Below are 26,163 nucleotides of genomic sequence, written 5' to 3' on the forward strand. Positions count from 1 at the left end.
TCTCAATCTCTCGGAAGCGGGCGATGAGCGTTATGCGCTCTCCGGCAATGCCGGCGCACTCGACATTGCGCTGGCCCTCGCCTGGGTGCGCGAGAATATCGGCCAGTTCGGCGGCGATCCCGGCCGGGTGATGATCTTCGGCCATTCCGGCGGCGGCCGCAAAATCAATGCGATGATGACGATGCCGGCGGCTTCGGGCCTGTTCCACCGCGCCATCTCGCAGAGCGGCCCCGGCATCCGGCTCGACTCGCGCGAGGTCTCGCTCGACCGCGCCGACCGCCTCCTACACAAGCTCGGCATCCGCAAAGGCGGGCTCCGCCGGCTGGCGGACGTGCCGACCCGCACGCTCACCGCCACCGGCATCGAGGTGCGCAACGAGACCGGCCAGTTCCGTCCCTTCGTGGATGGGTTGAGCGTGGTCCAGCACCCGTTCCTGCCGCACGCGCCGCTGCTCAGCGCTGACGTGCCGATGATGCTCGGCACCACGATCGAGGAAACGACGATCTTCCTCGGCCATGTGCCCGCCTACGACACGATGAGCGATGCGCGAGTGCTGGAGGAATCGCTGCGGTTCTTCCCGCCCGGCGAGGCGCCCAAGGCCATCGAGACCTGGCGCGGCATGTTCCCCGATCATAGCAACACCCGGCTGTTCGCACGGCTGACCACCGACCGATCCTATCTGCTCGATGCGACGGTCCAGGCCGAGAGCAAAGCCGCGCTGGGACGGGCGCCGGCCTATCTCTACCTGGTCGACTGGCCGACTGACATTGGCAGTCTGCACGGGGTGTCGCCCCATGGCATTGAGCTGGCCTTCACCTTCGGCAATATCGAGGCACATTCCGGCGTCGGCACGGTGACGCCCGAAGCCGACGCCCTGCGCGCCGCCATGTCCGGCGCATGGACGTCCTTCGCCCGGACCGGCCGGCCGGACAATCCGCACATGCCGGTGTGGCTGCCCTACGAAACCTCGCTGCGGGCCACGATGCGCTTCGGCAAGACCGTTCGGCTCGAATCCGATCCGCTGGCCGCGCAGCGCAGCTACATGGCGCGCTTCGGCTCCGAGCAGCTTGGCGAACGCGAGCCGCGCCCGCCCGGGCCTTGGATTCGCTGATGAGGGGATCGGTTGATGAGTAGAGCGCTAACGCCCGAGCGCCAGGCGCCCGCCCTCGATTTCGCCTTCGAGATCGAGATCGAGCTGACCAAGCGCTATCGCTACGGCCCCACCTTCTGGGGCGCTGAGCGCGGCTTCGTCGGCGTGGAAAGCGGCATCGTGCGCGGCCCGCGCCTCAATGGCATCGTTGTCCCGCACAGCGGCGGTGACTGGCCGACCATCCGCACCGACCACACCGTCAAGTTCGAGGCGCGCTATCTGATCCAGGCGGATGACGGCACGATCATCGAGCTCCAGAACCGCGGCGTGCGGCACGGTAACAAGGATGTGCTGGCCCGGCTCCAGAATTACGAGGCCGTCGACCCGGCGGACTATTATGCCGGCGCCAGCCCGGTGTTCGATGCACCGGAAGGCCCGCATGACTGGCTCTGCCGCACGATGTTCGTCGGCAAGATCGATCGCCGCGCCGACCGCGCGGTGTTCTCCTACTGGGCGGTGCTGTGATCGCGCGGCGATCCCTCACAGCTTTCAAGACCCTCGCTTTGGCGGGCCTGCTCGGCGGCGCCTCTGCTGCGCTCGCCGCCCATGAGACGCCGGCCTTTGCCGATCGCTGCGCAGCGGCCCGCGCCCTCCTGCCCGCCGACGTGACGCTCACCTCACTCGAAACGGTGGCCCCCGCGCCGCACTGGCAGAGCCCCACCTCGCCGACATCGCCGAAAGGCGAAGCAGTGCGTGCCGACTTCTGCCGATTGGCCGGCAGGATCGATGGCGATATCGGCTTCGAACTCTGGCTTCCCCGCGACTGGAATCGGCGCTTCCTCGGCACCGGCGTCGGCGGCGAGGCGGGCTATTATAACTATGCCGACATGGCGCGCGGCGTGGAGCAGGGCTTTGCCGCTGCCTCCAGCGATACCGGGCACCGCCAGGGCGAGCGCTGGATCGACGATGCCCGCAAGTCGGAAACATACGCTCATCTCGCCTATCACCGGCTGACGCAGGTCTCCAAGGCGATCATCGATGGCTTTTACGGCGCGCCGGCCGCGCACGCCTATTTTCTCGGTTGCTCCGGCGGGGGACGGCAGGGCCTGCGCGAGCTACAGCTCTACCCCGGCGATTATGATGGCGCGCTCATCGGCGCGCCGGGTCTGGACGTGCCCCTGCTCGCCGCCCGGCTGCTGCATGTGCATCTGGCCCAGACGCAGAACGACGGCGTCGCGATCAGCGCGGCGGACTGGGATCTGGTCTCGCGGCGCGCCATTGCGCGCTGCGATGCGAATGACGGCGCGGCCGATGGCATCATCGACGATCCGCGCAGCTGCGCTTTCCGCGTCGAGGAGCTCGCCTGCAAGCCGGGCCAATCTAAAGACTGCCTTGCGCCCGCCACGGTCAAAACCATCGCGACCATCGTCGCCCCGCTCACCGACAGCACCGGCAAGACCCATGATTTCGGTCTGCTGCCCGGCGTCACGGCCCGCCCCGGCGGCCTGCCACCGCTGCCTGTCCAGATGTTCGGCAATGCGCGTCACAGTGCAGGCCGGGGCGACGCCGGCTGGGACCCGGCAAGCTTCGATCTCGCCGCCGATCTCGCGGCCGCCCGCAAAAGCTTTGCAACCATGGATGCCCGCAGCGCCGACATGCGGACCTTCGCGGCGCGCGGGGGCAAGCTGATCCTCTATCATGGCTGGGCCGATGCATCCGTGCAGCCACTCTCCACACTCGATCTCTTCGCGCGCATGGGCGCAGAGGCAGAGCAGGACCGCGACGCCTTCGCCCGGCTCTACATGGTCCCGGGCATGCAGCACTGCCGGGGCGGGGCCGGCACCGACCGCTTCGGCGGATCAGAAGACCGCAGCGCGACCGGCAAGCCCGAGAGCGATCTGCTCGCGGCGCTGGTGGCATGGGTGGAGCAGGGCACCGCGCCCGGCGCGATCCTCGCCCGGCATGCGGACGCGGACGGGACCGTGACGACGGTCCGCCCGCTCTGCGCATGGCCCGGACAAGCATCACACTCCAAGGGCGCCCAGACCGGTCCAGCCGCCGATCTGCGCTGCGACAGCCATGCGCGGGGAGGCACGTAACGACACTCGCGACACCCTATGGCTCGTCGCCTGAGCGACTCTACCGCAGGGTGCGCGCCAGACACTGAAGAAGGAGGGGAAGAAGGGGGAGCAAGGCCCGATCCGGTTCACGCAATCGCGCAAACACAAGCACGAAGCCAGACCGCAGCGACCGGGCCAGGCCAGTTTCAGACGACGTAAAATGACAAAATTCTGAGTCCAGACAGCCGATTTTTTCAAAATTCGAGTTGAGGGAGAGAGCCAATGATTTCCGAGTTTCTGAAAGGACGCGCGCGTGGCCATGTCCGCCTCGGTGGCATATCACGCATCACCCTGGCCGCCGCATTGTGCGTGCCCGCCAGCCTGTTCGCCACCGCGGCCGCCGCACAGACGGATGCGGCCCCGCAAGAGGGCGGCAAGACGGAAGACATCATCGTCACCGCCCAGTTCCGCTCGCAGAACGTGCAGTCGACGCCGATCGCCATCACCGCGCTGAGCGCGCAGCAGCTTGAGGCACGCGGCCAGACCAGCATCACCGAGATCGCCACCAAAGCGCCGAACGTGAACCTGCGCGAGAGCAATCCGCAGGGCCCGTCATTGCAGGCCCATATTCGCGGCATCGGCCAGGCCGACTTCAGCCTCGCCTTCGAGCCGGGCGTGGGCGTGTATGTGAACGACGTCTATTATTCGACCCTCACCGGATCGGTGCTCGATCTGCTCGATCTGGAGCGGGTCGAAGTGCTGCGCGGGCCGCAGGGCACACTGGCGGGCATGAACTCCATCGGTGGCGCCATCAAGCTCTACACCAAGAAGCCGGATGGCAATGACGGCGGCTTCGTGGAAGCGACTGTCGGCAGCCTCAATCGCGTGGATGTACGCGCTGCCGCCAACTTCACCATCGTGCCGGATCGTCTGTTCGCCCGCATCTCGGGCGTGTCGCGCAATCAGGACGGTTATGTGAAGGTCTATGACTTCGCATGTACCCATCCGCAACTGGACGCGGTCTACAACATTCCCTCCCAGACCGACGGGCGCGATTGCCAGCTCGGCACCGAAGGCGGGAAATCTTATGTCGCGGCGCGCGGCTCCCTGCGCTGGGTGCCGACCGAAGATCTGGAAATCAACATCAGTGGCGACATTACCCGCGACGATTCGGAGGCCGCACCGCAGACGCTGATCTTCGTCGGCACGGCCAACGCGACCAGCTACACGCCGGGCACGACGGGGCTGAACCTCAGCCGCAACTATCCCATGTATTCCACGGCCCCCACAAACGGCCTCAACCTGTGGAATCCCACGACCGGCACCTCGCCGTTCGTACCCTATTCGCCCTGGGGTGTGGCGGGGGACAGCTTCACCAAGAGCCCCTATGTCAATTACTCCACCTACTGCGATGCGCAGCCCGTGGATGGCTCCGCGCCCTATTGCTTCAAGTCGCAGAGTCGCGTGAATGGCTGGGGCGTCAGCGGCAACATCGATTACAGCTTCTCTGACAATCTCAAGCTGACCTCGATCACCGCCTATCGCAGCTTCACGGCCAACTGGGTGCAGGATTTCGATGCCACACCGCTCAGCAACGCGCTGATCGATTATGAAGCGACCAACTGGCAGTTCAGCCAGGAATTGCGCCTTGCCTCCAGCCTGTTCGACAACAAGGTCGATCTGGTCGTGGGCGGCTTCTACATCAACCGCTTCGGCACCTATCGCGGCACCATCAACCAGGGTCTGTTGATCTTCACCGAATATGACGAAATCCCCGCCACCAACTGGGCGGCCTTTGCCAATGCCTCCTGGCGGATCACCGACAAGCTCGAGCTGAATGGCGGCATCCGTTATTCCGAGGAAGAAAAGACGTTCCGCTTCTTCCGGGGCGGTCGTCCCGGCGTGCAGGCCGGTAACCCGGCGCCTTATTTCCCCTGCACGGTCAATGGCGTGAACTATGGCGTCGTCCACGTTGCGTTCTGCGGACTGAATGGCGCTGAGGGCGATTACAAGGGCAACAATGTCGATTGGCGCGCTGTGCTGCAATATCAGTGGACGCCGGACATCATGACCTACGCAAGCGTCGCCACCGGCTTCAAGGGTGGCGGCATCAATCCCCGTCCTTATACACCGGCGCAGGCGGTTCCGTTCGACCCCGAGAACCTCAAGGCGTATGAAATCGGCTTCAAGTCGCGGTTCTTCGATCGGCGCGCGCAGCTGAACGTCTCGGCATTCGTCAACAAATATTCGGACTTCATCGCGAGTGTCTTCTCCCGCGTGACGACCGCCCCGAATGCCGGCTGCCCGATTTCGCCCAACGACCTGACCTGCTCCTATTTCGTCAATGCAGGCAAGGCCACGCTCAAGGGTCTGGAAGCCGAACTGTCGCTCGAGCCGGTCGACAATCTGCTCATCGATGCATCGGCGGCGCTGTTGGACTTCAAGTACGATCAGCTGTCGGGCTGCTCGCCGGCCCTCACGCCGACGACCTGCACGGCACCGTCGGGCGGTCTGGGCGCCGGCCTGCGGTACGGCATGACGCTGCCCTATGCGCCCAAGCGGCAGATCAGCGTCGGCGCGCAATATAAGTTCGATCTCGGTTCCACCGGTTCGATCACGCCGCGCCTCGACTGGAGCTGGCGTTCGCGGCAGCAGACCCTGACGGTGCAGAACAACGTGCTGTCCTATCTGCCGTCCTACGGTCTGCTCAACGGCCGCATCGCCTGGAACTCGGCGGATGATGACTGGCAGCTTGCCCTGCAGGTGACCAACATCACCAACAAGCTGTACTGGACCGGCATCGGCCCCAACAACAACTCGGGCACCGTGGCGGCCAACCCCGGCATGCCGCGCGAGTGGTCGCTGTCGCTCAAGCGCACCTTCTAATGCACCGGCAGGCGGCGGCGGGATGGCCATCATCCCGCCGCCGCCTCGGCCATTTCTCAAATCCCCCGATGAAGCCGGAGAGGCAGCAATGTTGAACAGCAGCAAAGCCCTGATATCCCTCGCGCTCGGTGCGGCGCTGGCCACGGCGGCGCCCGCGACCACCTCCACCAGCGGCGGAGCCGGCCCCTATCGGGTGACGATGACCGATGAGATCGACGGCCTCGATCATCACACCGTCTATCAGCCGGCCAATCTGGCCGCGCTTGGGGACAAGAAGCTCCCCATCTTCATCTGGGCGAATGGCGGCTGCGCGGACAAGGGCAACGCCTATCGCTACATGCTCGACCACATTGCCGCGCATGGCTATCTCGTCGTGGCGCTGGGCAAGATCGGTCCCAAGGGCGAGGAGAATAATTTCGGGCGCTGGCCGCGCGAATTCGGCATGCCGGCAACGCCGCCGCCGCTCGATGGCCCCACCGGCACGCTGCCGCACGAGATGAAAGCCGCAATCGACTGGGCAGTGGCGCAGAACAGCAAGGAGGGCAGCCCGCTCAAGGGCCGGCTCGATACCAGCAAGATCGGCGTTTCCGGCCATAGCTGCGGCACGCTGCAGGCGCTGGCGATGTCCTCCACCGATCCGCGCGTCACGACCACGCTGATGCTCAATGGCGGTGTGTGGAACATCGGCACCGGCGGCCTGCCCGGCGCGCCCGAGATCACCAAGAAATCGCTCGAGACGATCCACGGCACCATTGCCTATATTCATGGCGAGAAGGATAGCGCCCTGCCCAACGGCACGGACGACTTCTCGCGCATCAACGGCATCCCGGCGATGCTCGCGGTGCGCAAGGATGTCGCCCATTCCGGCACCTTCCTGCTCAAAAATGGCGGGGCTTACGGCACCGTGGCGCTGGCCTGGCTGGATTGGCAGCTCAAGGGCGACCCGCAAGCCGCCCGCTGGTTCGTCGGCGCGGATTGCACGCTCTGCACCGATCCGCGCTGGACGGTCCAACGCAAGAACTTCCCTTAAGGCCGCGCCGCAAATTGGCATTGCGCGCGACCGGGGTCCGGTGATTGCGAATTTACCGCCCACTCCCTAAGAGCCTGCGAAGCTGGGCTGCGCGGAGCGGGCGGGAAGTGGCCGGCGCGGCGAGAAGGATGCGTGGTGATGGCAAAGGCCAGTGAAGCTCCCGAAATGACCGGCGCGATCGAGCGCGCGCTGCGGGCGCTCAAGTCGGTCGCCGAACATGGCGAGTTCACCCCGCGCGATCTCGCCGAAGATGTCGGTATCCCGACCAGCACCGCCTATCGCCTGCTGCAATCGCTGGGCGCGATGAACTTCGTCGAGAAGTCGAGCCATGGCAGCTATCGCGTCGGCCGCGAGCTGGTGCGCCTCTCCTCCATGGTCGCCGCGCAATTCGATTATGGCGCCATCGCAAGGCCGTTCCTCGCCGACCTGTCGGATGCGTTTCAGGAGACCTGTGCCTTCGCGCTCTATTTGCCGAACGAGCATAGCTGCTCGATCATCGAGACGATCAACGCACTCCACCCGCTCCAATATGTCGTGGAGACCTACAAGACCCGCGCGCTCGTCTGGGGCGCGCTCGGCCGCGCCATGCTGCCCTGGCTGGACGAGGCCGATGTGCGCATCGCTATCGAACGGCAGGGGCCACCGCTGGAGGCGGGCACGCCGCCAATGACCTACGAGCTGCTGCAGACCGAGAATGAGCGCGTGCGCAAGCAGGGCTGCTTCGTGGCGACCAGCCCCAGCGCGCTTGGCACCAATGGCACGGCGGCGCCGGTATTCAATGCGCGCGGCCAGATCTTCGGCAGCCTTGGCGTCGCCATTCCCGCCGTGCGTTACGATGCCGAGATGCAGCCCAGCCTCAGCGCGGCCGTGATCAAGGCCGCGCGCGGCATGAGCGCGGCGCTCGGCCATGGCGGAAGCCGACAGCGCAAAAGCCTCTGACAGATAGGGACATGGCGGAGACGCCTCGCCATGGGGCGGGGCTGGGCCCCGCGCGATCAGGGCATCACAGGGCTCGCCGTCACCCCGGCTCCATGCCAGCAGACAGCAAAAAGCCCCGCCGGCCGTGCCAGCGGGGCCTTTTAAATACTTTGTCCGGTCAGGCCGGGCTGTGGAGGCCTCAGGCGGCTTCCAGCTCGTCCTCATCGGCGGTCTGCACCGGGCCGCTGTCCTGGCCCTTGGCGCTCTCGTCGCGGTCGACCAGCTCGATGATCGCCATCTGCACGGCGTCCGACGCGCGGATGTCCGCCTTAATGATGCGGGTATAGCCGCCGGCGCGATCCTTGTAGCGCTCGGCCAGCACGTCGAACAGCTTGGTGAGCTGCGTGTCGTCGAGCAGGCGGGCATGCGCCAGACGACGGTTGGAGAGGCCACCGCGCTTCGCGAGCGTGATCAGCTTCTCGACATAGGGGCGCAGTTCCTTGGCCTTGGGCAGCGTGGTCTTGATCTGCTCGTGCTTGATGAGCGCGGCCGCCATGTTGCGGAACATCGCTGTGCGGTGAGCGGAAGTACGCTGCAGCTTGCGGCCGCCATATCTGTGACGCATGAGTCCAGTCCTTCGTTCGTTATGGGGCCGTGCAAGGCACCCCGTACCAGGCGATGCATAACGGGCACCGCCAAAACCCGGCCTCCTGCAAGAAGGACTTGAAGCGCCGCCCTAAAGCGGGTTGGGGGGGAAGAGTCAAGGGAAAGCGTGGACGAAGGCGTGGAGAGCCGAAGGTTTGACCGTCCTGGTGTGGGCGTTCCGGCTCATTACGGCGCGCGAGAGGATCAACGTCCGTGATAAGGCTCGCATGCCACTCCGTCACCGTCCCGATCCAACTCCGGGCGATACCCCGGCTGCCCTCTGCGGATTGGCGCGGCCCCCGCGGCCCCCGCATCGTCGCAGCGCCGGTAATAGACAGAAAAGCTCTGAGTTTCATGGGATCGCTTGGCAGTTGGGGGCATGACCGCCCGAGGTGCGTCGGCAAGCTGACCGGGTGCCGTCGCCAGCATTGTTCCTCCGAACGCGCCTGAAGCCAACAGGCCTGTTAAGATCAGAAACTGTTTGTCCATAAGTTGCCCCCGCCCTCACGCGCAATGGAAGCCCTGCGAGGACTAGTTAAGGTTGGAGCAATAAGTGGAACTGATTAACAAATGATCGCGTTGACCAGATCTGCTTGGCCCTACGCGACTTACATGAACCTTGGCTCAGAAGGTCGCAGCAGCACGATCATCTGCTGAATGCCCCAAATAGAAAAAGCCCCCACCTTGCGGCAGGGGCTTTTCTCATCATCCAAGCTGAACCGGGTCAAAGGTACACTTTGACCCGATGCTTTTAGCCCAGCAATTCCTGCTCCAGCTTCTTGGCGATCTCTTCGATGTTCTCCGGCGGCCAGCCCGGGATATCCATCCCGAGGCGCAGGCCCATGCTGGAGAGCACTTCCTTGATCTCGTTGAGGCTCTTGCGGCCGAAGTTCGGCGTGCGGAGCATCTCGGCCTCGGTCTTCTGGACGAGGTCGCCGATGTAGATGATGTTATCGTTCTTGAGACAGTTGGCGCTGCGCACGCTGAGCTCCAGCTCGTCCACCTTCTTGAGCAGATAGCGGTTGATCTGGTTGGCGTCGCCCTCGCCTTCGTCGGCGGCGGCACCGGCGCCTGCACCCGTGCTCGGGCCGGCGGTCGGCAGCGCATCCTCGAAGTGAACGAAGAGCTGCAGCTGATCCTGCAGGATGCGCGCGGCATAGGCCACGGCATCCTCGGGGCTGACGGTGCCGTCCGTCTCGACCGTCAGGTTGAGCCGGTCATAGTCCAGCTCCTGGCCGATACGGGCGTTCTCGACCTTGTACGCCACCTGGCGCACGGGCGAGTAGAGCGCATCCACCGGGATGAGGCCGATCGGCGCATCGGCCGGGCGGTTGTTCACGGCAGGCACATAGCCCTTTCCGGTGTCGACGGTCAGCTCCATGTTGAAGCTGGCACCTTCGTCCAGATGGCAGATCACCAGATCGCTGTTCATCACCGCCATGTCGCCGGTCACCACGATGTCACCGGCGGTGACGGTCGTCGGGCCGGTAGCGCTGAGCTGAAGACGGCGGGGGCCTTCACCCTCCATCTTGAGCGCGATCTGCTTCACGTTGAGCACGATGTCGGTCACGTCTTCGCGCACACCGGCGAGGCTCGAGAATTCGTGAAGCACGTTCTCGATCTTTATCGCGGTGACGGCGGCGCCCTGTAACGAGGAGAGCAACACGCGGCGAAGCGCGTTGCCCAGCGTCAGGCCAAAGCCGCGCTCAAGCGGCTCGGCGACGAAGGTCGCGCGGCGTTTCGGGTCGCCCCCGGCCTTGATCTCGAGGCCATTGGGCTTCTTCAATTCCTGCCAGTTCCGGATGTTGACAGTCATGTATTTCCCCTGGGAGTTGGGCGGAGGACGGTGGAGTGCAGCTGCGATCCGGCCCCGGCCTTAGAAGGAATGGTCGGGCAGGGATGGGGTTTCCGCAAAGAAACCCCCGCCCTGCTCGTCGGGCCGAATCAGACGCGGCGGCGCTTGCTCGGCCGCACGCCATTGTGCGGGATCGGCGTGACGTCACGGATGGACGTGATGGTAAAACCGACGGCCTGCAGCGCGCGCAGAGCCGATTCGCGGCCCGAACCGGGGCCTTTGACTTCCACCTCGAGGGTACGCACGCCATGCTCGGCAGCCTTGCGGCCGGCGTCTTCGGCGCAGACCTGTGCGGCATAAGGCGTCGACTTGCGGCTGCCCTTGAAGCCCATCATGCCGGCGCTGGACCAGCTGATCGCATTGCCCTGCGCATCTGTGATGGTGATCATGGTATTGTTGAAGCTGGCGTTCACATGCGCGACGCCTGCCGAGATATTCTTGCGCTCGCGCCTGCGAAGCCGCTGGGGTTCCCGTGCCATCTGACTAACTTTCCTACTCGAAACTGGTTGAACCGGTGCCTGCGCCTGTTTCGCAATTCCTGCGTCGCACACACCCTGCCATGCCTGTCCGCGCCGGGAGCATTGTCCCTTTGCCGGCCCCCCATGTCGATCACCCATCCCGCTTCGGGTGCCGAATGATCGGCAGACCCGTGGGAAGAGGCGATCCCATGCGGGACCAGGACCTGAGCGCTAGCACGCTGCCGGGGCGGAGAGCGAGGAACCGGATGGTCCGGTGGTCTCGCCGTGCCCCTGCACGCCCCTGCCCTTGCGGGCCTTGCCGGGTCTGGCGCGCCTCCATTGGGGCGGGCCTGCTACGGCGGGGGACGTCTGGTCCGGACTGTTCTGGCGGGTGCGGATGCGATCTTTCAGCACATGCGCCCGGCGGAACAGAAGAAGCCGGATCGCTCCGGCGCCGGGCGGCTCGCGATGGCATGGCCGCAGCCATGCCAGCATCGCGCCATCCGGCCTTGCGTTACTTCTTCTTGCCGGCGATCGGCTTGGCCTTGCCCTTGCGGGTGCGCGCATTGGTGTGCGTGCGCTGGCCACGGACCGGCAGGCCCTTGCGATGACGCAGGCCGCGATAGCAGGCCAGATCCATCAGGCGCTTGATGTTCATCGCGGTTTCGCGACGCAGATCGCCCTCGACCGTCAGGTCGGCGTCAATCGTTTCACGGATCTGCAGCACTTCCGCGTCGGTCAGGTCCTGAACCCGGCGGCTGTGATCGATGCCGAGCTTGTCGGCGATGCCCACGGCGGTCCGCGGACCGATGCCATGGATGTAGGTCAGCGCGATGATCACGCGCTTGTTGGTCGGGATGTTGACCCCCGCAATACGTGCCATATATCCTCCTGCTCCACAGGATGCTCTGGCGGGCATCCTATCTCGTAGCGTTGAACCCGGACGCGCAAAGCACGGCGAGCGCTCGCTCGCGCTGCCGTTGACCTTGTCGCATTGGGAACGGCGGTCGTTACTGCAACGCTCGTACCCTGTCAACGGCAGGCCGGAACGGACCGCCTCTTTAACAGTATCAAAACCCCTGCCGGGTTCTTATGAGCCTTCCAGCCCCCCCCCCCGCCCCTTTCGCCCGTTTCCGAATCAGAGCCCCTTTTCATGCCCCAAAGCGCTCCCACATCCTCGGTGACCACGCGACTCGTGAAGGGGGCGGGGTGGGTGATGACGGCACAGGTCATCATCAACTTAGTCTCCTTCGCCTCGTCGATCGTGCTGGCGCGCCTGCTGATGCCGGAAGACTTCGGCCTGGTCGCCATTGCACTGGGGGTCAGCGCGGTGGTCACGGCCTTGACCTCCATGCCGCTGTCCGAGGCGCTCATCCAGATCAACGATATCGAGGACGATCACTTCCACAGCGCGTTCACGCTGGGCTTCATCCGCGCGATGATGCTGACGCTGCTGCTGGCCGGGGCGGCCTGGCCGGTGGCGGCCCTGTATGAGGACAGCCGCCTCGCGCCGATCATGCTCCTGCTTGCAGTCCAGGCATTTATCGGCGGTTTCTACAGCGCCCGCTGGCCGATGATCCAGAAGCAGCTCTCTTTTGCGCCGGACGCGATCGCTGGCGTCGTGACACGCGTAGCGACGATGCTCGCCTCGGTTGTGATTGCCTATCTCTATCGAAGCTATTGGGCGATCGTGGCGCCGCTCGTGCTGATGCAGTTGCTGAGTGTAGTCATCACGCATCTTTACGCGCCCTATCTGCCGCGCCTCAGGCTCTCGAAGGTGCGCGAGATCTGGTCCTTCTCGATCTGGATGACCTTCAGTTCCGTGCTGACGACCGTCAACGCGCGCATAGACAGTCTTGTGCTGGGCGGTGTTCTGGGGCAGCGCGAGGTGGGCTTCTATAGCTACGCCGATGAGAAGGCGCGGATGCCCACGCGCGAACTCTCAACGCCGCTCATCCGACTGCTGTTTCCCGGCCTCACCGCGGTACGGCACGATCCCGCCAGGCTCGCCGCGGCCTATCAGCGCACGCTGACCGTCATTTTCGCCGTCTGCGTGCCGGCTGGCGCCGGCTTCGGCCTGGTTGCCGACATGTTCGTTCATGTGTTGCTCGGCCCGAAATGGATCGAGATTATCCCAATCATGCAGGTGCTGGCCTTTACCTTCGCATTCGAGAATCTGGTCACCGCCACCGCGCCGCTTGCGATGGCCATGGGCGCGACCCGCGCGCTGTTCGTGCGCGATCTCATGACCTTTGCATTCCGCGTGCCGCTTATCATCACCGGGCTTCTGCTGTTCGGCATAACGGGGCTGCTCGGCGCGCGCGTGCTGTCCACCCTTGCCTCTGTCCTGCTCAACATGCTGCTCGCCAAGCAGATCGTGCATGTCAGCATCCGCCGCCAGTTTCTCGGCTGCGCGCGCACCTTTGTCGCCGTGGGCGGCATGTGCGCGGGAGTGATCGCCTTCAAGATGGCCCTGCCCGCCCATGTCGCGCACAGCGTGTTCGGTTTGCTGGCGACGATTGCGGTCGGCGGGGTGGCTTATATCGCCTGCCATCTGGGCGTGTGGATCCTGCGCGGACGGCCTGCAGGACCGGAAACCGATCTGATCGTCATCTTCAACGGCGTCCTGCGCAAGCTAGGACGGTTCAAAAAGCCCCAGCCCGGACTATCCGAGCAATAAGATGAAGGCTTAGCCGGCCGAGGCGGTCCCTGCCGTCAATCGCTGCAGCAGCATTTCGAGCTTGGGGCCATTAAGATGGCTCTTGATCGCCGCGAAGGCGCGCTCGGCAATGGCCCGGCATTCGTCGGGCCGCTTGAGCAAGTCCGCGACGACATCCTCCAGATCCGACAGATCCCACCGCACCGGTACATAGGTTTCCCCGGCCCGGTAGATGTCGCAGAAGGTTTCCAGATGACTCATGTCGGGCTTCACCAGCACGGCGCCGGTCAGCACCGCCTCCAGATCGCGCCAGCAGATCTCGCCAAAACCGAACGGGCTGAAGCACAGCTGCGACTGGTCCATCTCGCTCATGAACGCAGCCCGATCGACCCGGCCCTGCCACGCCACCTGATGGCGCGCAGCGAGGGCTCGCACGGCCTGCTCGGCCTCGCGGCGCATGATCACATACCAATGGGTGCGCTCACCCGCGTCGACCCGCCCCTCGGCGTGTAACTGCGCAGGTGCAAGCGCGAAGCGCGCATGAACGTCGATGGGGCGGGGACCGCTGGGGATCGCCTGACGCTGTTCGAACGCCTTGAGCAGCACCGGCGCGGTCGCAAAAGCCGGCGCCAGCACGAGGCGATCGACGATGTCCGGTCGACAGCGCCAGTTTGGCTCGTCCACAATCAGCCCGGCCTTGTCGCTGTAATAAGCCGCGAGATTGGTATGCGCCGCTTGGGGGACACGATAATGATCGCGGTCCAGCATCAGCGATTTCTTGGCATAGAGATCGACATAATCCGCGACCCGGTCGGCAAAGCGGACATCGGTCGGCGCGAACCAGTCGAGATAGGTGATGGGCGCGTGCGGATTGGCGGACCTGACCCGCTCCAATACGCGCTCAAGCTCGCCATCCGGCAACACATAAAAGGATTGGATCAGGATGGCGGACGCGTCCTTGATCAGATGCTCCGCATTTTCCGCCGGATAGGGCACGGCGCGGAACGCATAGCCCTGTCGGTCAAAGCGATCCGCGTCATGATAGAAAGGGTAGATTTGCGGCCAGGCGATCTGGTCATCGGCATAGATGAACAGAATCCGCGTCTGGGCCTGGCGAGGGAAGCGGCGCGCGAGATGGGACCGGATGACAGGCTTGACCGGATCGTAGCGGCGCCTTCCGTCATCCAGAAGGCTTATCGCCCGCGCTTCGATCCCCATCACCATTATCGCTCCGTCCTATTTGCGCCCAGCGCACCAGCCTCGTTCGCGAACGAGGGGAGGATCAGCGATCGAGAATGGTCACAATCGCGTTCGACACCTCATCGATATCCGCCATGCCATCAACCCGGCTGACGATGTTGCGTTCCTCATAAATTGGGAGGATCGGCGCCGTTTTCGCGCGATACTCGGCCATGCGGGTGCGCACCGTTTCCTCATTGTCATCGGGCCGCCGCTTGAACTCGGTGCTCCCGCACCGATCGCAAACGCCCTCGACCTTTGGTGTCTTATACCGATCATGATAGCCTTCACCGCAGCTTGCGCAAGTGAAGCGGCCGGTGATCCGGTCGACCAGTGCATCCTCGTCGACCGCCAGTTCAATGACATGATCGAGTTGACGGTTGCGCGCGCCCAGCAGTACGTCCAGGCTCTCAGCCTGCGCCGCCGTGCGCGGATAGCCATCGAAGATCACGCCGACATCCGGTGCGAGTTGGTCCAGCGCTTCGCCGATGATGCCCGAGACGATCTCGTCCGAGACGAGCTCGCCGGCATCCATCACCGCCTTCGCTTTGAGACCTACCGGGGTGCCGGCCTTCACCGCCGCCCGCAGCATGTCGCCGGTCGAGAGCTGAACCATGCCACGCGCAGCGACCAGACGCTGCGCCTGAGTGCCCTTGCCGGCGCCGGGCGGTCCCAGCAGGATGATGTTCATGTCACTCCCCCAAAATTCACAAGAAGGATAAGCCTGCGGCCGGGTTACCCCGGCCGGCTCAGCGCATCCGGCCCTTCAGACGCGCCTTCTTGATGAGGTCGCGATACTGGTGGGCGATGAGATGGCTCTGGATCTGCGTGACGGTATCCACGGTCACGTTGACGACAATGAGCAGGCTCGTGCCACCGAGATAGAACGGAATCCCGGCACGGGCGATGGCGAACTCGGGGATCAGGCAGACCAGGGCCAGATAGATGGCACCGATCACCGTGATCCGCGTCAGCACGTAATCGAGATAGTTCTCGGTGTTCTTGCCGGGACGGATGCCCGGAATGAAACCGCCGTTGCGCTTGAGATTCTCCGCAGTCTCTTCCGGGTTGAAGACCACCGCGGTGTAGAAGAAGCAGAAGAAGATGATGCCTGCGCCGTAGAGCGCCATGTAGAGCGGCGTGCCGTGCGACAGATACTGGTTGATCGACAGCACGAAGTCGCCCCACGCGCCGGTCGATGCATTGGCACCCGCACCGGAGAACTGCGTGATGGTGAGCGGCAGCAGCAGCAGCGACGAGGCGAAGATCGGCGGGATCACACCGGCGGTGTTGATCTTCAGCGGCAGGTGGCTGCGGTCCGCCTGCATCACGCCCTGCTTGGTCTGGCGCTTGGGATACTGGATCAGCACGCGGCGCTGGGCACGCTCGACGAAGCAGATGCCCGCGATGAGGCCGAGGCCGACGATGATGATGCCAAGGATGACCAGACCCGAGATCGAGCCGGTACGGCCCGATTCGAAGAGGTTGGTGAGCGTCACCGGCAACTGTGCGACGATGCCGGCCATGATGATCAGCGAGATGCCGTTGCCGATGCCGCGGCTGGTGATCTGCTCACCCAGCCACAGCAGGAACATCGTGCCGCCGATCAGCGAGATGACCGCGCTGATGCGGAACAACATGCCGGGATCGACCACGGCCTGCAGCCCGGATTGCGCGCCATAGGCCTCAAGCCCGACGGCAATGAAATAGCCCTGGATCGCCGTGAGGCCGACCGTGCCATAGCGGGTATACTGATTGAGCTTCTTGCGCCCGGCTTCGCCTTCCTTCTTGATCGCGGCCAGCTTGGGCGAGAGCGACGAGCCGAGCTGCACGACGATGGAGGCAGTAATATAGGGCATGATGCCGAGCGCGATGAGGCTCATGCGCTGCAGGCTGCCGCCGGAGAAGGTATTGAAGATGTCGAGAATGCCGCCCTGCGTCTGTTGATAGAGCTGGGCCAGCACGGTCGGATCGACACCGGGGAGCGGGACGAACGAGAAAAAGCGGAAGACGATGAGCGCGCCCACCGTGAACCAGATCCGCTTCTTGAGCTCTGTAGCCTGGCCGAAGTTAGCGAGGCTCAGATTGGCTGCCATTTGGTCGGCGCGTGATGCCATGATCGCTTGCAATCCCGAAAAATGATGCTCGCCCAGGATTTGGGGACGAACAGCCTTATCCCTTAGACGTCTGACCGGCGCCTGTCGAATAGCGGTGCCTGACCATATGAAGGCATATGCAAGCGACCCCACCCGCCCATATCGGCGGGAGGGGTCGGCTATGCAAGCTCACAGTCAGGCCTGTCTCCCGATCAAGGAGATTATGCGGCCTCGGCCGGTGCAGCCTTGGCGAGAATCTCGACCTTGCCGCCAGCCTTCTCGACCGCCTCGATGGCAGCGCTGGAGGCGCCGGCCACCGCGAAGTTCGCCTTGGTGGTCAGCTCGCCCTTGGCGAGCAGACGCACGCCATGCTTGCCGCCGCGCGAAATGCCGGCCGCCCGCAGCGCCGCCTGGTCGATGGTCGCGGCCGCATCAAGCTTGCCGGCGTCGATCGCCTTCTGGACCATGCCGAGGTTCACGACCGCATAGTCCTTGCGGAAGATGTTGTTGAAGCCGCGCTTCGGCAGACGCATGTGGAGCGGCATCTGGCCGCCCTCGAAACCGTTAATGGCGACGCCCGAACGTGCCTTGGCACCCTTCTGGCCGCGACCGGCAGTCTTGCCCTTGCCCGAGCCGATACCACGGCCGACGCGCATCCGGCCCTTGCGGGAACCGGCATTATCCTTGAGTTCATTCAGCTTCATAAGTGCACTCGCTTTCGCTGTTGTCGCGCTGGTGGAAAGTGCGGCCCATAGCCGCCGCACTTTGCTTTGTCACCCCATAGAATCTGTCTCGGCCGATCTCCGTCCTTCGCGTCCTGCACACGGCTCGGCGCTATCGGCGTGACAAGCCTCATGGTTAAGCGGCACCCCGGCATTCACAAATTTTGCAAGTGCGAAGGCTCGGAAAGTCATTCGCTTTAGGGCTTTACATGGTTAACGTTGGTGATCAGTCGCGCCCGAGCGCGCCCGGCTCCATTGACGAGTTGCGCATTATCGCGACCGTTTTGCTCGTCGGCTTTCATGTCGTGGGGCAGACCGACAGCGGGCTGCGAATCGAGGACGGGCACCCCGCGCGGTTCATCGTCGATCTGGGCGCCAGCTTCCGGATGCCGGCCTTCGCCTTTGTCGCCGGCTTCATCTACTGCCTGCGTCCGCCCACCCGAGGCCATATGCGCGACTTTCTGCGCGGCAAGGCGCGGCGCATCGCGCTCCCTGGCCTGATCGCCGCCGTCCTGTTTGGAACGGTCGCCTACATGCAAGGCTCGCGGTTCGGCATCCCCCCCGCAGCCCTGTGGGGGCTGGCCATCTTCCCCTATGCGCACTTCTGGTTCCTGCAGGCAATTCTCGCGCTGTTCATCGTCATCGGCTTGATCGACATCGCGCTCGATCATCGCGGGCAGTGGCCAATGTTCGCCGGCGCCTTGCTACTTGCCTTATGGCCCCCGCCCATCCCGACGCTTTTCGCACTGCCGCAAGCGATCCTGTTGGCGCCCTTCTTCATCTTCGGCATGTGCGTCTATCGAAGCTGGGCATGGATCGCGCAGCATGGGCGGCTGATCGTCCCGCTGGCCGCCGTGGCTGCATTGCTCGCCTTCAGTGGCGCCTTCTATGATTATCTGATGCTCGGCGTCTCTCCGAACACGAGCATTGCCTCGTCGCTACTACTGGGCATGTCAGTCAGCCTGCTCATTCTGCTCCGCTGGCCCCACCACCCCTATGCGCGCAAGGTTGGGCAGTTCAGTTTTACCATCTACCTCTATCATGTGTTCGCGACCGCCGGTGCGCGGATGGCACTCCACACAGTCGGTATCGACGCGCTCGCGATTCACCTGCCGGTCGGCATTCTCGCGGGGCTGCTCGGCCCTGTCGCACTGCATCTCATTCTGCTCAAGACGCCCGTCGTCGGCCCGCTGGCCCTGGGCATCCGGACCAAGGCGCCCGCGCCCCGCAGCGCGCCGGCCCAGCATGTCAAAGCACGTGCACCTGCATCCGCTCTAGCTCTTCCGGCAACATCATCCCGCCCGGCCGTCCCGCGCGGCCATTGAGCCGCCTTCCCGAGTACGCGTTCGGCATTACCTACAAACGAAAACGGAGCGCGTAACCCTCAAGGCTACGCGCTCCGTTTTCAATGTCGGTCGTAAAAGGCTTCAGCCTTCGACGATCTGCACCATGTGCGGCAGCTTGCGGATCGCGCCGCGCACTTCCGGCGTGTCCTCGAGCTCGACGACACGGTTCATCTTGCCCAGGCCGAGGCCGATCAGGATCTTCTCCTGAGAGGCCGGACGGCGGATCGGGGAACCGATCTGCTTCAGCTTGATCTTCGCCATGTCAGTTACTCCGCAATCGCTTCGGCGTCAGCCGCAGCGACCTCGGCAGAGGCGCCACCGCGACGAAGCAGGTCAGCGACCTTCTTGCCGCGACGCTGAGCGACCGACTTGGGGCTGGTCTGCTCGGTGAGAGCCGCGAACGTCGCCCGGATCATGTTGTACGGGTTCGACGTGCCGACCGACTTGGTCACCACGTCGGCCACGCCAAGGCTCTCGAACACGGCGCGCATCGGACCGCCGGCGATGATGCCGGTGCCTGCCGGCGCGGTACGAACGGTCACCTTGCCGGCGCCGAAGTGCCCGCGACCATCATGGTGCAGCGTGCGGCCTTCCTTGAGCGGAACGCGAACCATTGCCTTCTTGGCAGCGGCGGTCGCCTTGCTGATCGCCTCGGGAACCTCACGAGCCTTGCCATGGCCGAAGCCCGCACGGCCCTTGCCGTCACCGACGACCACGAGCGCCGCGAAGCCGAAGCGCTTGCCGCCCTTCACGGTCTTCGAGACGCGGTTGATATGGACGAGCTTCTCGACGAATTCCTCGCCATTGTCGTCCTCACCGCCACGACCGCGACGGTCGTCACGACGGCCACGGCCGCCACGATCACGATCGCCACCGCTGCGGCCGCCACGGCCACGGCGCTGTTGCTGCTGCGGCTCGGCGGCCACACCCGTCACGTCCTGCGGCGTGGTCTCGGGCGCGAGAACAGCCTCGGGCTGATTGCCCTCACCGGTGGTGTTTTCGTCTGCCATCATCAGAACTCCAGTCCGCCTTCACGAGCGGCATCGGCCAGCGCTTTCACGCGACCATGAAAGAGGAAGCCACCACGATCGAACACGACCTTGGTAACGCCGGCCTTGGCAGCAGCCTCGGCCACGCGCTTGCCGACATCGGCTGCAGCCGATGAGGTGGCGCCGGTCTTGCCGCGCACATCCTTGTCCAGGGTCGACGCTGCGGCCAGGGTCTTGCCCTGCGTGTCGTCGATGACCTGCGCATAGATATGCCGGCCGGAACGGTGCACGGACAGACGGGGCTTGCCACCCGCCCGCGCCTTGATCGCGGTACGCACGCGCCGGGCGCGACGATCGAAGAGAGAGAGTTTCGCCATGGCTTACTTCTTCTTGCCTTCTTTGCGGAAGATAAACTCGCCGCGATACTTGATACCCTTGCCCTTATAGGGCTCCGGCTTGCGCCAGCGACGGATTTCCGCCGCGACCTGGCCGACCTGCTGCTTGTCGATCCCGCTGATTTCCACCGTGGTGTTATCGGGGGTCTTGATCTCGATGCCGGCCGGAACCGGGAAATCGACATCATGGCTGTAGCCGAGCTGCAGCTTCAGGTTCTTGCCCTGGGCCGTGGCACGATAGCCGACGCCGGTGATCTCGAGCACCTTGGTGTAACCCTCGGTCACGCCCGTGACGAGGTTCTGCACCAGCGTGCGCTGCATGCCCCAGAATGCCCGAGCCGCCTTGGTCGCGTTGGCCGGCTTGATCGAAATCGCACCGTCTTCCAGCTCATAGCTGATCTCGTCGCGCATCTGGAGCGCCAGCGTGCCCTTGGGGCCCTTCACGGAAAGCTGACCGTTCGCGATGGTGGCCGTCACCCCGCTGGGGATCGTGACCGGCTTTTTGCCGATGCGGCTCATCAGAACACCTCCGCCAGCACTTCGCCGCCGACATTCTGTGCGCGCGCTTCGGCATCCGAGAGCACGCCACGGGGCGTCGAGACGATGGTGATACCGAGGCCGTTGCGCACCACCGGAAGCTCCTTGGAGCCCGAATAGACGCGACGGCCAGGCTTGGAAACGCGCGCGACGTGCTTGATCGCCGGCTCGCCTTCAAAATATTTCAGCTCGATGCGCAGGCCATCATGGCCAGCCACCTGCTCTTCGGAATAGCCGCGGATGTAACCCTCGCGCTGAAGCACGTCGAGCACACGTGCACGCAGCTTGGACGCGGGCGAAACCACGCTGTCCTTGCGTGCCCGCTGGCCGTTGCGGATGCGGGTGAGCAGGTCACCCAGGGGATCGGTCAGTGCCATCTCTTAATCCTTACCAGCTCGACTTGGTGACGCCGGGGATCAGGCCCTTGTTGGCCAGATCGCGCAGCTGAACACGGCAAAGCCGGAACTTGCGATAGTAAGCGCGGGGACGACCGGTCAGCTCGCAACGGTTGCGCACCCGGGTCGGGTTGCCGTTGCGGGGGATCTCGGCCAGCTTGAGACGTGCGATCAGACGCTCGCTGTCATCAAGCGACGTGTCATTCGCCACTGCCTTGAGACGGGCATATTTGCCGGCGTACTTCTTCACCAGCTTCTTGCGCCGTTCGTTCTTGTTGATCGAACTCAGTTTCGCCATGGACTTAAGCTCTCTTCCTTAGAAATTGGATCCGGCCACGCTCACGCAGCCTCTTTTTCCGCCTCGGCGGGGAACGGGAAACCGAAAAGACGCAGCAGTTCGCGCGCTTCTTCGTCCGTGCGGGCCGTGGTGGTCACGATGATGTCCATGCCACGCACCTTGTCGACGCGGTCATAGCTGATCTCGGGGAAGATGATCTGCTCCTTGATGCCGAAGGCATAGTTGCCACGGCCGTCGAAGCTCTTCGGGTTGAGACCACGGAAGTCGCGGATGCGGGGCATCGCGATCGTCACCAGACGATCGAGAAACTCGTACATGCGCTCGCGACGCAGGGTCACCTTCGCACCGATGGGCATGCCTTCACGCAGCTTGAACTGCGCGATCGACTTCTTCGCCTTGGTGATGACCGGCTTCTGGCCGGCAATCAGTTCCATTTCCTCGGCGGCCTGGGTGACCTTCTTCTTGTCCTGGGTCGCCTCGCCCACGCCCATGTTGAGCGTGATCTTCTCGATCCGGGGGATTTCCATGTGGTTCTTGTAACCGAACTTCTCGCTCAGCGCCTTGACGATGGTCTCGTCATACAGCTTGCGCGAGCGCGGGATGTACTTGTCAGCCATCAGATGACCTCCCCGGTCTTGACCGCGACGCGGACCTTCTTGCCGTCACGGTCCTCGAAGCGGACGCGCGTGGCCTTGCCGTCGACAGCCAGTGCAACATTGGAAATGTGCAGCGGCGCCGGCTTGCGATCGATGCCGCCCTGCGGATTTGCCTGGTCGGGCTTGCGGTGGCGGGCGTGAACGTTGATGCCGTCGACCAGCACCTTGTCATCCTTGGGCATCACCTGGAGGACGGAACCGGTGCGGCCCTTGTCCTTGCCGGCGAGCACGACGACCGTGTCACCCTTCTTGATACGTGCAGCGCTCATCACAGCACCTCGGGAGCAAGCGAAATGATCTTCATGAAGTTCTTTGCGCGCAGCTCGCGGACCACGGGGCCAAAGATACGCGTGCCAATCGGCTCCGCATTCTTGTTGACCAGCACGGCCGCATTGCCGTCGAAGCGAATGACGCTGCCGTCGGGACGACGAACGTCCTTGGCGGTGCGCACGATCACAGCGCGGTGAACGTCACCCTTCTTCACGCGGCCACGGGGGGCGGCGTCCTTCACGGAGACGACGATGATGTCGCCAACGCTGGCAAAACGACGCTTCGAGCCGCCGAGCACCTTGATGCACTGGACGCGCTTGGCGCCGCTGTTGTCAGCGACATCAAGATTGGATTGCATCTGGATCATCGATCCGGTTCCTTCTCAATTGGCCTGCCGGGACACAGCCTGTGTCTGGCCCGGTGGTTCCGTTAAATCCTTGAGACCTGCTCAGGCTGCTGCGTCTGCAGCGACCTGCTCGGGAGACTTGTGGGTGTCGACCCGCGCGATGACCTTCCAGGTCTTCAGCTTCGAGATCGGCGCCGTCTCCTCGATACGGACAGTCTCACCCTCGTGATACTCGTTGGCATCATCGTGGGCGTGATACTTCTTCGAGCGACGGATGATCTTGCCGTAGAGCGGGTGCTTCACCTTGCGCTCCACCTTGACGACGACCGTCTTGTCACCCTTGTCGGAAACCACCGTTCCCGTCAGCACGCGCTTGGGCATGGGCCTGTTTCCTTCTTACTTCGCGGACGAGCGCGAACGCTCGGCCTGGAGGGTTTTGATCCGCGCGATGTCACGACGCACTTCGCGCACGCGGCTCGGCTTCTCAAGCTGGTTGGTCGCAGCCTGAAAGCGCAGGTTGAACTGCTCGCGCTTCAGCTCGCCCAGATCGGTCGAAAGCTGATCGTCGCTCTTCGCCTTGAGGTCAGAAATCTTGGTCATGACCATCATGCTCCCAGATGCGAGGTGTCGCCGAGACGCGCCACCACCTTCGTCTTGATCGGCAGCTTCATCGCTGCGCGGCTGAATGCTTCCGCAGCCAGCGGACCGGGCACGCCGTCCAGCTCGAACAGGATGCGGCCGGGCTTTACGCGCGCCGCCCAATATTCGATCGAACCCTTGCCCTTACCCTGACGGACTTCGGCAGGCTTCTTGGACACCGGCACGTCCGGGAAGACGCGAATCCAGAGACGGCCCTGACGACGGATGTGACGCGTGATCGCGCGGCGAGCCGCTTCGATCTGGCGCGCAGTGACCCGCTCCGGTTCCAGAGCCTTGAGGCCGTAGGATCCGAAATTGAGGTCCGTTCCACCCTTGGCATCGCCCTTGATGCGACCCTTGAAGGTCTTGCGGAACTTGGTTTTCTTCGGCTGTAGCATGATGCTTTACCTTGCTCTCAATTCTCAGCGAGCCGGACGCACACCGGAGGTCTGAGCCTCCAGCATGAGACGGTCGGTCGCCATCGGATCGTGGCCGAGGATCTCGCCCTTGAAGATCCAGACCTTGATGCCGCAAACGCCATAGGCCGTGTGGGCCTCGGCTTCTGCATAATCGACGTTCGCACGCAGCGTGTGCAGCGGAACGCGACCTTCGCGATACCACTCGACACGGGCGATCTCCGCGCCGCCCAGACGGCCGCCGCAGGTGATCTTGATGCCCTCGGCGCCGAGACGCAGCGCGCTCTGCACGGCGCGCTTCATGGCGCGACGGAAAGCGATGCGACGCTCGAGCTGATCGGCAACGCCCTGGGCGACGAGCTTGGAGTCGATTTCCGGCTTGCGGATCTCGACGATGTTCAGGCTCACGTCGCTGGACGTCATCGCGCTCAGCTTCTTGCGCAGCTTCTCGATGTCCGCGCCCTTCTTGCCGATGATGACACCGGGACGGGCTGCATAGATCGACACGCGGCACAGCTTGGCCGGACGCTCGATGACCACCTTGGAGATCGCGGCCTGGGGCAGCGTCTTCATGACATACTTGCGGATCTTGAGATCCTCAAGCAGCAGGCGACCATAGTCCTGACCTTCCGCGAACCAGCGGCTGTCCCAGGTGCGGTTGATCTGCAGGCGCAGACCGATGGGATTGCTCTTGTGACCCATGGATCAGGCCTCCTCTTCCGCAGCTTCACGCACGACGATGCGCACGCGGCTGAAGGGCTTCAGGATGCGGGTGGACTTGCCGCGACCACGCGCATGGAAGCGCTTCATGGTGAACGACTTGCCGACACTCGCCTCGGCGACGACGAGCGCGTCGACGTCGAGATTGTGGTTGTTCTCCGCATTGGCGACCGCGCTGGCGAGCACCTTGCGAACATCGACCGCCATCGCGCGCTTGGAGAAGGCGAGCACGTTCATCGCGTCCTCGACCTTGCGGCCACGGATGAGCGCGGCGACCAGGTTCAGCTTCTGGGCCGAACCGCGGATCTGCGTGCCGACGGCCAGCGCCTCATTGTCCGAGACGCGGCGGGGAGCTTTTGCCTTGCCCATCAGCGCTTGCCCTTCTTGTCAGCGGCGTGGCCGGGGAAGTAGCGCGTCGGCGCGAATTCACCCAGCTTGTGACCGACCATGTCTTCGTTCACCGAAACGGGAACGTGCTTGCGACCATTGTAGACGTTGAACGTCAGGCCAACGAACTGCGGCAGGATGGTGGAGCGGCGCGACCAGGTCTTGATCGGACCGCCACGGCCGTTGTTCTCCTGCGCGGTTTCTGCCTTCTTGAGCAGATGCAGGTCCACGAAGGGACCCTTCCAGACGGAGCGAGCCATCGCTTACCTCTTCTTCTTGGCGTGACGCGACCGGATGATCATCTTGTCGGTCGACTTGTTGTGACGGGTACGAGCACCCTTGGTCGGCTTGCCCCACGGGGTAACCGGATGACGGCCGCCCGAGGTCCGGCCTTCACCACCGCCGTGCGGGTGGTCGACCGGGTTCTTGGCGACGCCGCGGGTGAGCGGGCGACGGCCGAGCCAGCGGCTGCGGCCGGCCTTGGCGAGGTTCTGGTTCTGGTTGTCGGGGTTCGACACCGCACCGATGGTCGCCATGCAGTCCGAGCGGATGTAGCGCTGCTCACCCGAGCCGAGACGGACGATGACCATGCCGCGATCGCGACCGACGAGCTGGGCATAGGTGCCCGCGCTGCGTGCGATCTGAGCGCCCTTGCCCGGCTTCATCTCGATGTTGTGGATGATCGTGCCGACCGGCATCTGACCCAGTTCCATCGCGTTGCCCGGCTTCACGTCGGTCTTCTTGCCTGCGATCACCTTGTCGCCGACAGCCAGACGCTGCGGGGCGATGATGTAGGCCTGCTCGCCGTCGGCATAGCTGACCAGCGCAATGAACGCCGTGCGGTTCGGGTCATATTCCAGACGCTCCACCGTGCCTTCGACGTCCCACTTGCGACGCTTGAAGTCGATGATGCGATAGCGCTGCTTGTGACCGCCGGCGATACCGCGCGAGGTCACATGGCCCTTGTTGTTGCGGCCACCGGTCTTGCGCTTGCCTTCGGTCAGCGCCTTGACGGGCTTGCCCTTGTGGAGGCCGGACCGGTCGACGAGGATCAGGCCGCGCTGGGCCGGGCTCGTCGGGTTATAATGCTTGAGTGCCATTGTTCAGTCCG

The 26,163-nt window shown here is 64.1% G+C and carries 33 protein-coding genes; 8 read left to right on the top strand and 25 right to left on the bottom strand.

What is annotated here, in order from left to right; genetic code table 11:
- From M2342_RS00005 to M2342_RS00030, 6 genes are all read left to right on the top strand, one after another.
- On the top strand, positions 1 to 1,111 hold a 1,111-nt coding region (locus tag M2342_RS00005; protein ID WP_264577594.1), incomplete at its 5' end, for a carboxylesterase family protein.
- A gap of 15 nt (positions 1,112 to 1,126) precedes the next feature.
- Positions 1,127 to 1,615 (top strand): DUF3237 domain-containing protein, encoded by a 489-nt coding sequence (locus tag M2342_RS00010; RefSeq protein WP_264577595.1) that lies wholly within the window; start codon positions 1,127 to 1,129, stop codon positions 1,613 to 1,615.
- A 38-nt stretch (positions 1,616 to 1,653) separates the two neighbouring features.
- Entirely contained in the window at positions 1,654 to 3,189 is a 1,536-nt protein-coding gene (locus tag M2342_RS00015; RefSeq protein WP_264577596.1) for a tannase/feruloyl esterase family alpha/beta hydrolase, read from the top strand.
- A 243-nt stretch (positions 3,190 to 3,432) separates the two neighbouring features.
- On the top strand, positions 3,433 to 6,036 hold the full coding sequence (locus M2342_RS00020) for a TonB-dependent receptor (protein ID WP_264577597.1): 2,604 nt from the start codon (positions 3,433 to 3,435) through the stop codon (positions 6,034 to 6,036).
- Between the two features lie 88 nt (positions 6,037 to 6,124).
- Positions 6,125 to 7,066 carry a hypothetical protein gene (locus M2342_RS00025; protein WP_264577598.1) on the top strand — a complete coding sequence of 314 codons (942 nt, stop codon included), beginning with the start codon at positions 6,125 to 6,127 and terminating at the stop codon, positions 7,064 to 7,066.
- Positions 7,067 to 7,204: 138 nt separating this feature from the next.
- Positions 7,205 to 8,005, top strand: a complete 801-nt coding sequence (locus M2342_RS00030; protein WP_181558382.1) for an IclR family transcriptional regulator — start codon at positions 7,205 to 7,207, stop codon at positions 8,003 to 8,005.
- A 178-nt stretch (positions 8,006 to 8,183) separates the two neighbouring features.
- Here M2342_RS00030 and rplQ read toward each other — a convergent pair whose 3' ends face one another.
- The 5 genes from rplQ to rpsM form a co-directional block, all read right to left on the bottom strand.
- Positions 8,184 to 8,609, bottom strand: a complete 426-nt coding sequence (gene rplQ, locus M2342_RS00035; protein WP_264571794.1) for a 50S ribosomal protein L17 — start codon at positions 8,607 to 8,609, stop codon at positions 8,184 to 8,186.
- Positions 8,610 to 8,833: 224 nt separating this feature from the next.
- Positions 8,834 to 9,118: an excalibur calcium-binding domain-containing protein gene (locus M2342_RS17035; protein WP_319801069.1), complete on the bottom strand. Its 285-nt coding sequence runs from the start codon at positions 9,116 to 9,118 to the stop codon at positions 8,834 to 8,836.
- 262 nt (positions 9,119 to 9,380) lie between these two features.
- Entirely contained in the window at positions 9,381 to 10,445 is a 1,065-nt protein-coding gene (locus M2342_RS00045) for a DNA-directed RNA polymerase subunit alpha (RefSeq protein WP_181558380.1), read from the bottom strand.
- Between the two features lie 128 nt (positions 10,446 to 10,573).
- The gene (rpsK, locus tag M2342_RS00050) at positions 10,574 to 10,963 is read right to left on the bottom strand and encodes a 30S ribosomal protein S11 (protein WP_014077853.1); all 390 of its coding nucleotides are present in this window, start codon (positions 10,961 to 10,963) and stop codon (positions 10,574 to 10,576) included.
- Positions 10,964 to 11,456: 493 nt separating this feature from the next.
- Positions 11,457 to 11,825 (bottom strand): 30S ribosomal protein S13, encoded by a 369-nt coding sequence (gene rpsM, locus M2342_RS00055; protein WP_181558379.1) that lies wholly within the window; start codon positions 11,823 to 11,825, stop codon positions 11,457 to 11,459.
- Between the two features lie 270 nt (positions 11,826 to 12,095).
- Between rpsM and M2342_RS00060 the strand changes: the two genes are divergently transcribed.
- Positions 12,096 to 13,622 (top strand): lipopolysaccharide biosynthesis protein, encoded by a 1,527-nt coding sequence (locus M2342_RS00060; protein ID WP_264577599.1) that lies wholly within the window; start codon positions 12,096 to 12,098, stop codon positions 13,620 to 13,622.
- A gap of 9 nt (positions 13,623 to 13,631) precedes the next feature.
- Here the strand turns inward: M2342_RS00060 and M2342_RS00065 are convergent, their stop codons facing one another.
- The 4 genes from M2342_RS00065 to rplO form a co-directional block, all read right to left on the bottom strand.
- Complete coding sequence (locus M2342_RS00065; RefSeq protein ID WP_264577600.1) at positions 13,632 to 14,825, bottom strand: glycosyltransferase; 1,194 nt, start codon at positions 14,823 to 14,825, stop codon at positions 13,632 to 13,634.
- A 58-nt stretch (positions 14,826 to 14,883) separates the two neighbouring features.
- Positions 14,884 to 15,531, bottom strand: a complete 648-nt coding sequence (locus M2342_RS00070) for an adenylate kinase (protein WP_181558376.1) — start codon at positions 15,529 to 15,531, stop codon at positions 14,884 to 14,886.
- A gap of 58 nt (positions 15,532 to 15,589) precedes the next feature.
- Positions 15,590 to 16,957: a preprotein translocase subunit SecY gene (gene secY / locus M2342_RS00075; protein WP_181558375.1), complete on the bottom strand. Its 1,368-nt coding sequence runs from the start codon at positions 16,955 to 16,957 to the stop codon at positions 15,590 to 15,592.
- A 200-nt stretch (positions 16,958 to 17,157) separates the two neighbouring features.
- On the bottom strand, positions 17,158 to 17,640 hold the full coding sequence (gene rplO / locus M2342_RS00080) for a 50S ribosomal protein L15 (RefSeq protein WP_264573848.1): 483 nt from the start codon (positions 17,638 to 17,640) through the stop codon (positions 17,158 to 17,160).
- Between the two features lie 227 nt (positions 17,641 to 17,867).
- On the opposite strand from rplO, the gene M2342_RS00085 reads away from it, so the two are divergent.
- Positions 17,868 to 18,983 carry an acyltransferase family protein gene (locus M2342_RS00085; protein WP_264577601.1) on the top strand — a complete coding sequence of 372 codons (1,116 nt, stop codon included), beginning with the start codon at positions 17,868 to 17,870 and terminating at the stop codon, positions 18,981 to 18,983.
- Positions 18,984 to 19,085: 102 nt separating this feature from the next.
- Here M2342_RS00085 and rpmD read toward each other — a convergent pair whose 3' ends face one another.
- The 16 genes from rpmD to rplB form a co-directional block, all read right to left on the bottom strand.
- On the bottom strand, positions 19,086 to 19,265 hold the full coding sequence (gene rpmD, locus M2342_RS00090; RefSeq protein ID WP_181561266.1) for a 50S ribosomal protein L30: 180 nt from the start codon (positions 19,263 to 19,265) through the stop codon (positions 19,086 to 19,088).
- 5 nt (positions 19,266 to 19,270) lie between these two features.
- Positions 19,271 to 20,014 carry a 30S ribosomal protein S5 gene (gene rpsE, locus M2342_RS00095; RefSeq protein ID WP_264572349.1) on the bottom strand — a complete coding sequence of 248 codons (744 nt, stop codon included), beginning with the start codon at positions 20,012 to 20,014 and terminating at the stop codon, positions 19,271 to 19,273.
- Between the two features lie 2 nt (positions 20,015 to 20,016).
- Entirely contained in the window at positions 20,017 to 20,370 is a 354-nt protein-coding gene (gene rplR, locus M2342_RS00100) for a 50S ribosomal protein L18 (RefSeq protein ID WP_181561265.1), read from the bottom strand.
- Between the two features lie 3 nt (positions 20,371 to 20,373).
- On the bottom strand, positions 20,374 to 20,907 hold the full coding sequence (gene rplF / locus M2342_RS00105) for a 50S ribosomal protein L6 (protein ID WP_264577602.1): 534 nt from the start codon (positions 20,905 to 20,907) through the stop codon (positions 20,374 to 20,376).
- Complete coding sequence (gene rpsH, locus M2342_RS00110; protein WP_181561263.1) at positions 20,907 to 21,302, bottom strand: 30S ribosomal protein S8; 396 nt, start codon at positions 21,300 to 21,302, stop codon at positions 20,907 to 20,909. Before rpsH ends, rplF begins: the two co-directional genes overlap by 1 nt.
- A gap of 10 nt (positions 21,303 to 21,312) precedes the next feature.
- Complete coding sequence (rpsN, locus tag M2342_RS00115; protein WP_181561262.1) at positions 21,313 to 21,618, bottom strand: 30S ribosomal protein S14; 306 nt, start codon at positions 21,616 to 21,618, stop codon at positions 21,313 to 21,315.
- A gap of 41 nt (positions 21,619 to 21,659) precedes the next feature.
- Complete coding sequence (rplE, locus tag M2342_RS00120) at positions 21,660 to 22,235, bottom strand: 50S ribosomal protein L5 (protein ID WP_181561261.1); 576 nt, start codon at positions 22,233 to 22,235, stop codon at positions 21,660 to 21,662.
- Positions 22,235 to 22,543 (bottom strand): 50S ribosomal protein L24, encoded by a 309-nt coding sequence (rplX, locus tag M2342_RS00125; protein WP_181561260.1) that lies wholly within the window; start codon positions 22,541 to 22,543, stop codon positions 22,235 to 22,237. The genes rplE and rplX overlap by 1 nt, the downstream gene beginning before the upstream one ends.
- Positions 22,543 to 22,911 (bottom strand): 50S ribosomal protein L14, encoded by a 369-nt coding sequence (gene rplN / locus M2342_RS00130; RefSeq protein WP_014077869.1) that lies wholly within the window; start codon positions 22,909 to 22,911, stop codon positions 22,543 to 22,545. The genes rplX and rplN overlap by 1 nt, the downstream gene beginning before the upstream one ends.
- Positions 22,912 to 22,992: 81 nt before the next feature.
- The gene (rpsQ, locus tag M2342_RS00135) at positions 22,993 to 23,271 is read right to left on the bottom strand and encodes a 30S ribosomal protein S17 (RefSeq protein ID WP_181561259.1); all 279 of its coding nucleotides are present in this window, start codon (positions 23,269 to 23,271) and stop codon (positions 22,993 to 22,995) included.
- A 15-nt stretch (positions 23,272 to 23,286) separates the two neighbouring features.
- Positions 23,287 to 23,490: a 50S ribosomal protein L29 gene (gene rpmC / locus M2342_RS00140; RefSeq protein ID WP_181561258.1), complete on the bottom strand. Its 204-nt coding sequence runs from the start codon at positions 23,488 to 23,490 to the stop codon at positions 23,287 to 23,289.
- A 5-nt stretch (positions 23,491 to 23,495) separates the two neighbouring features.
- A complete protein-coding gene (gene rplP, locus M2342_RS00145) occupies positions 23,496 to 23,927 on the bottom strand; it encodes a 50S ribosomal protein L16 (RefSeq protein WP_181561257.1) in 432 nt (143 codons plus the stop codon).
- Positions 23,928 to 23,951: 24 nt separating this feature from the next.
- The gene (gene rpsC / locus M2342_RS00150; RefSeq protein ID WP_181561256.1) at positions 23,952 to 24,647 is read right to left on the bottom strand and encodes a 30S ribosomal protein S3; all 696 of its coding nucleotides are present in this window, start codon (positions 24,645 to 24,647) and stop codon (positions 23,952 to 23,954) included.
- A gap of 3 nt (positions 24,648 to 24,650) precedes the next feature.
- Positions 24,651 to 25,034: a 50S ribosomal protein L22 gene (gene rplV / locus M2342_RS00155; protein WP_181561255.1), complete on the bottom strand. Its 384-nt coding sequence runs from the start codon at positions 25,032 to 25,034 to the stop codon at positions 24,651 to 24,653.
- Positions 25,034 to 25,312 (bottom strand): 30S ribosomal protein S19, encoded by a 279-nt coding sequence (rpsS, locus tag M2342_RS00160; RefSeq protein ID WP_181561254.1) that lies wholly within the window; start codon positions 25,310 to 25,312, stop codon positions 25,034 to 25,036. Before rpsS ends, rplV begins: the two co-directional genes overlap by 1 nt.
- A 3-nt stretch (positions 25,313 to 25,315) precedes the next feature.
- Positions 25,316 to 26,152 carry a 50S ribosomal protein L2 gene (gene rplB / locus M2342_RS00165; protein ID WP_181561253.1) on the bottom strand — a complete coding sequence of 279 codons (837 nt, stop codon included), beginning with the start codon at positions 26,150 to 26,152 and terminating at the stop codon, positions 25,316 to 25,318.
- Positions 26,153 to 26,163: the final 11 nt, after the last annotated feature.

It is taken from the genome of Sphingobium sp. B8D3A (assembly GCF_025961995.1).
In the GTDB taxonomy this organism is placed as follows: Bacteria; Pseudomonadota; Alphaproteobacteria; order Sphingomonadales; family Sphingomonadaceae; genus Sphingobium.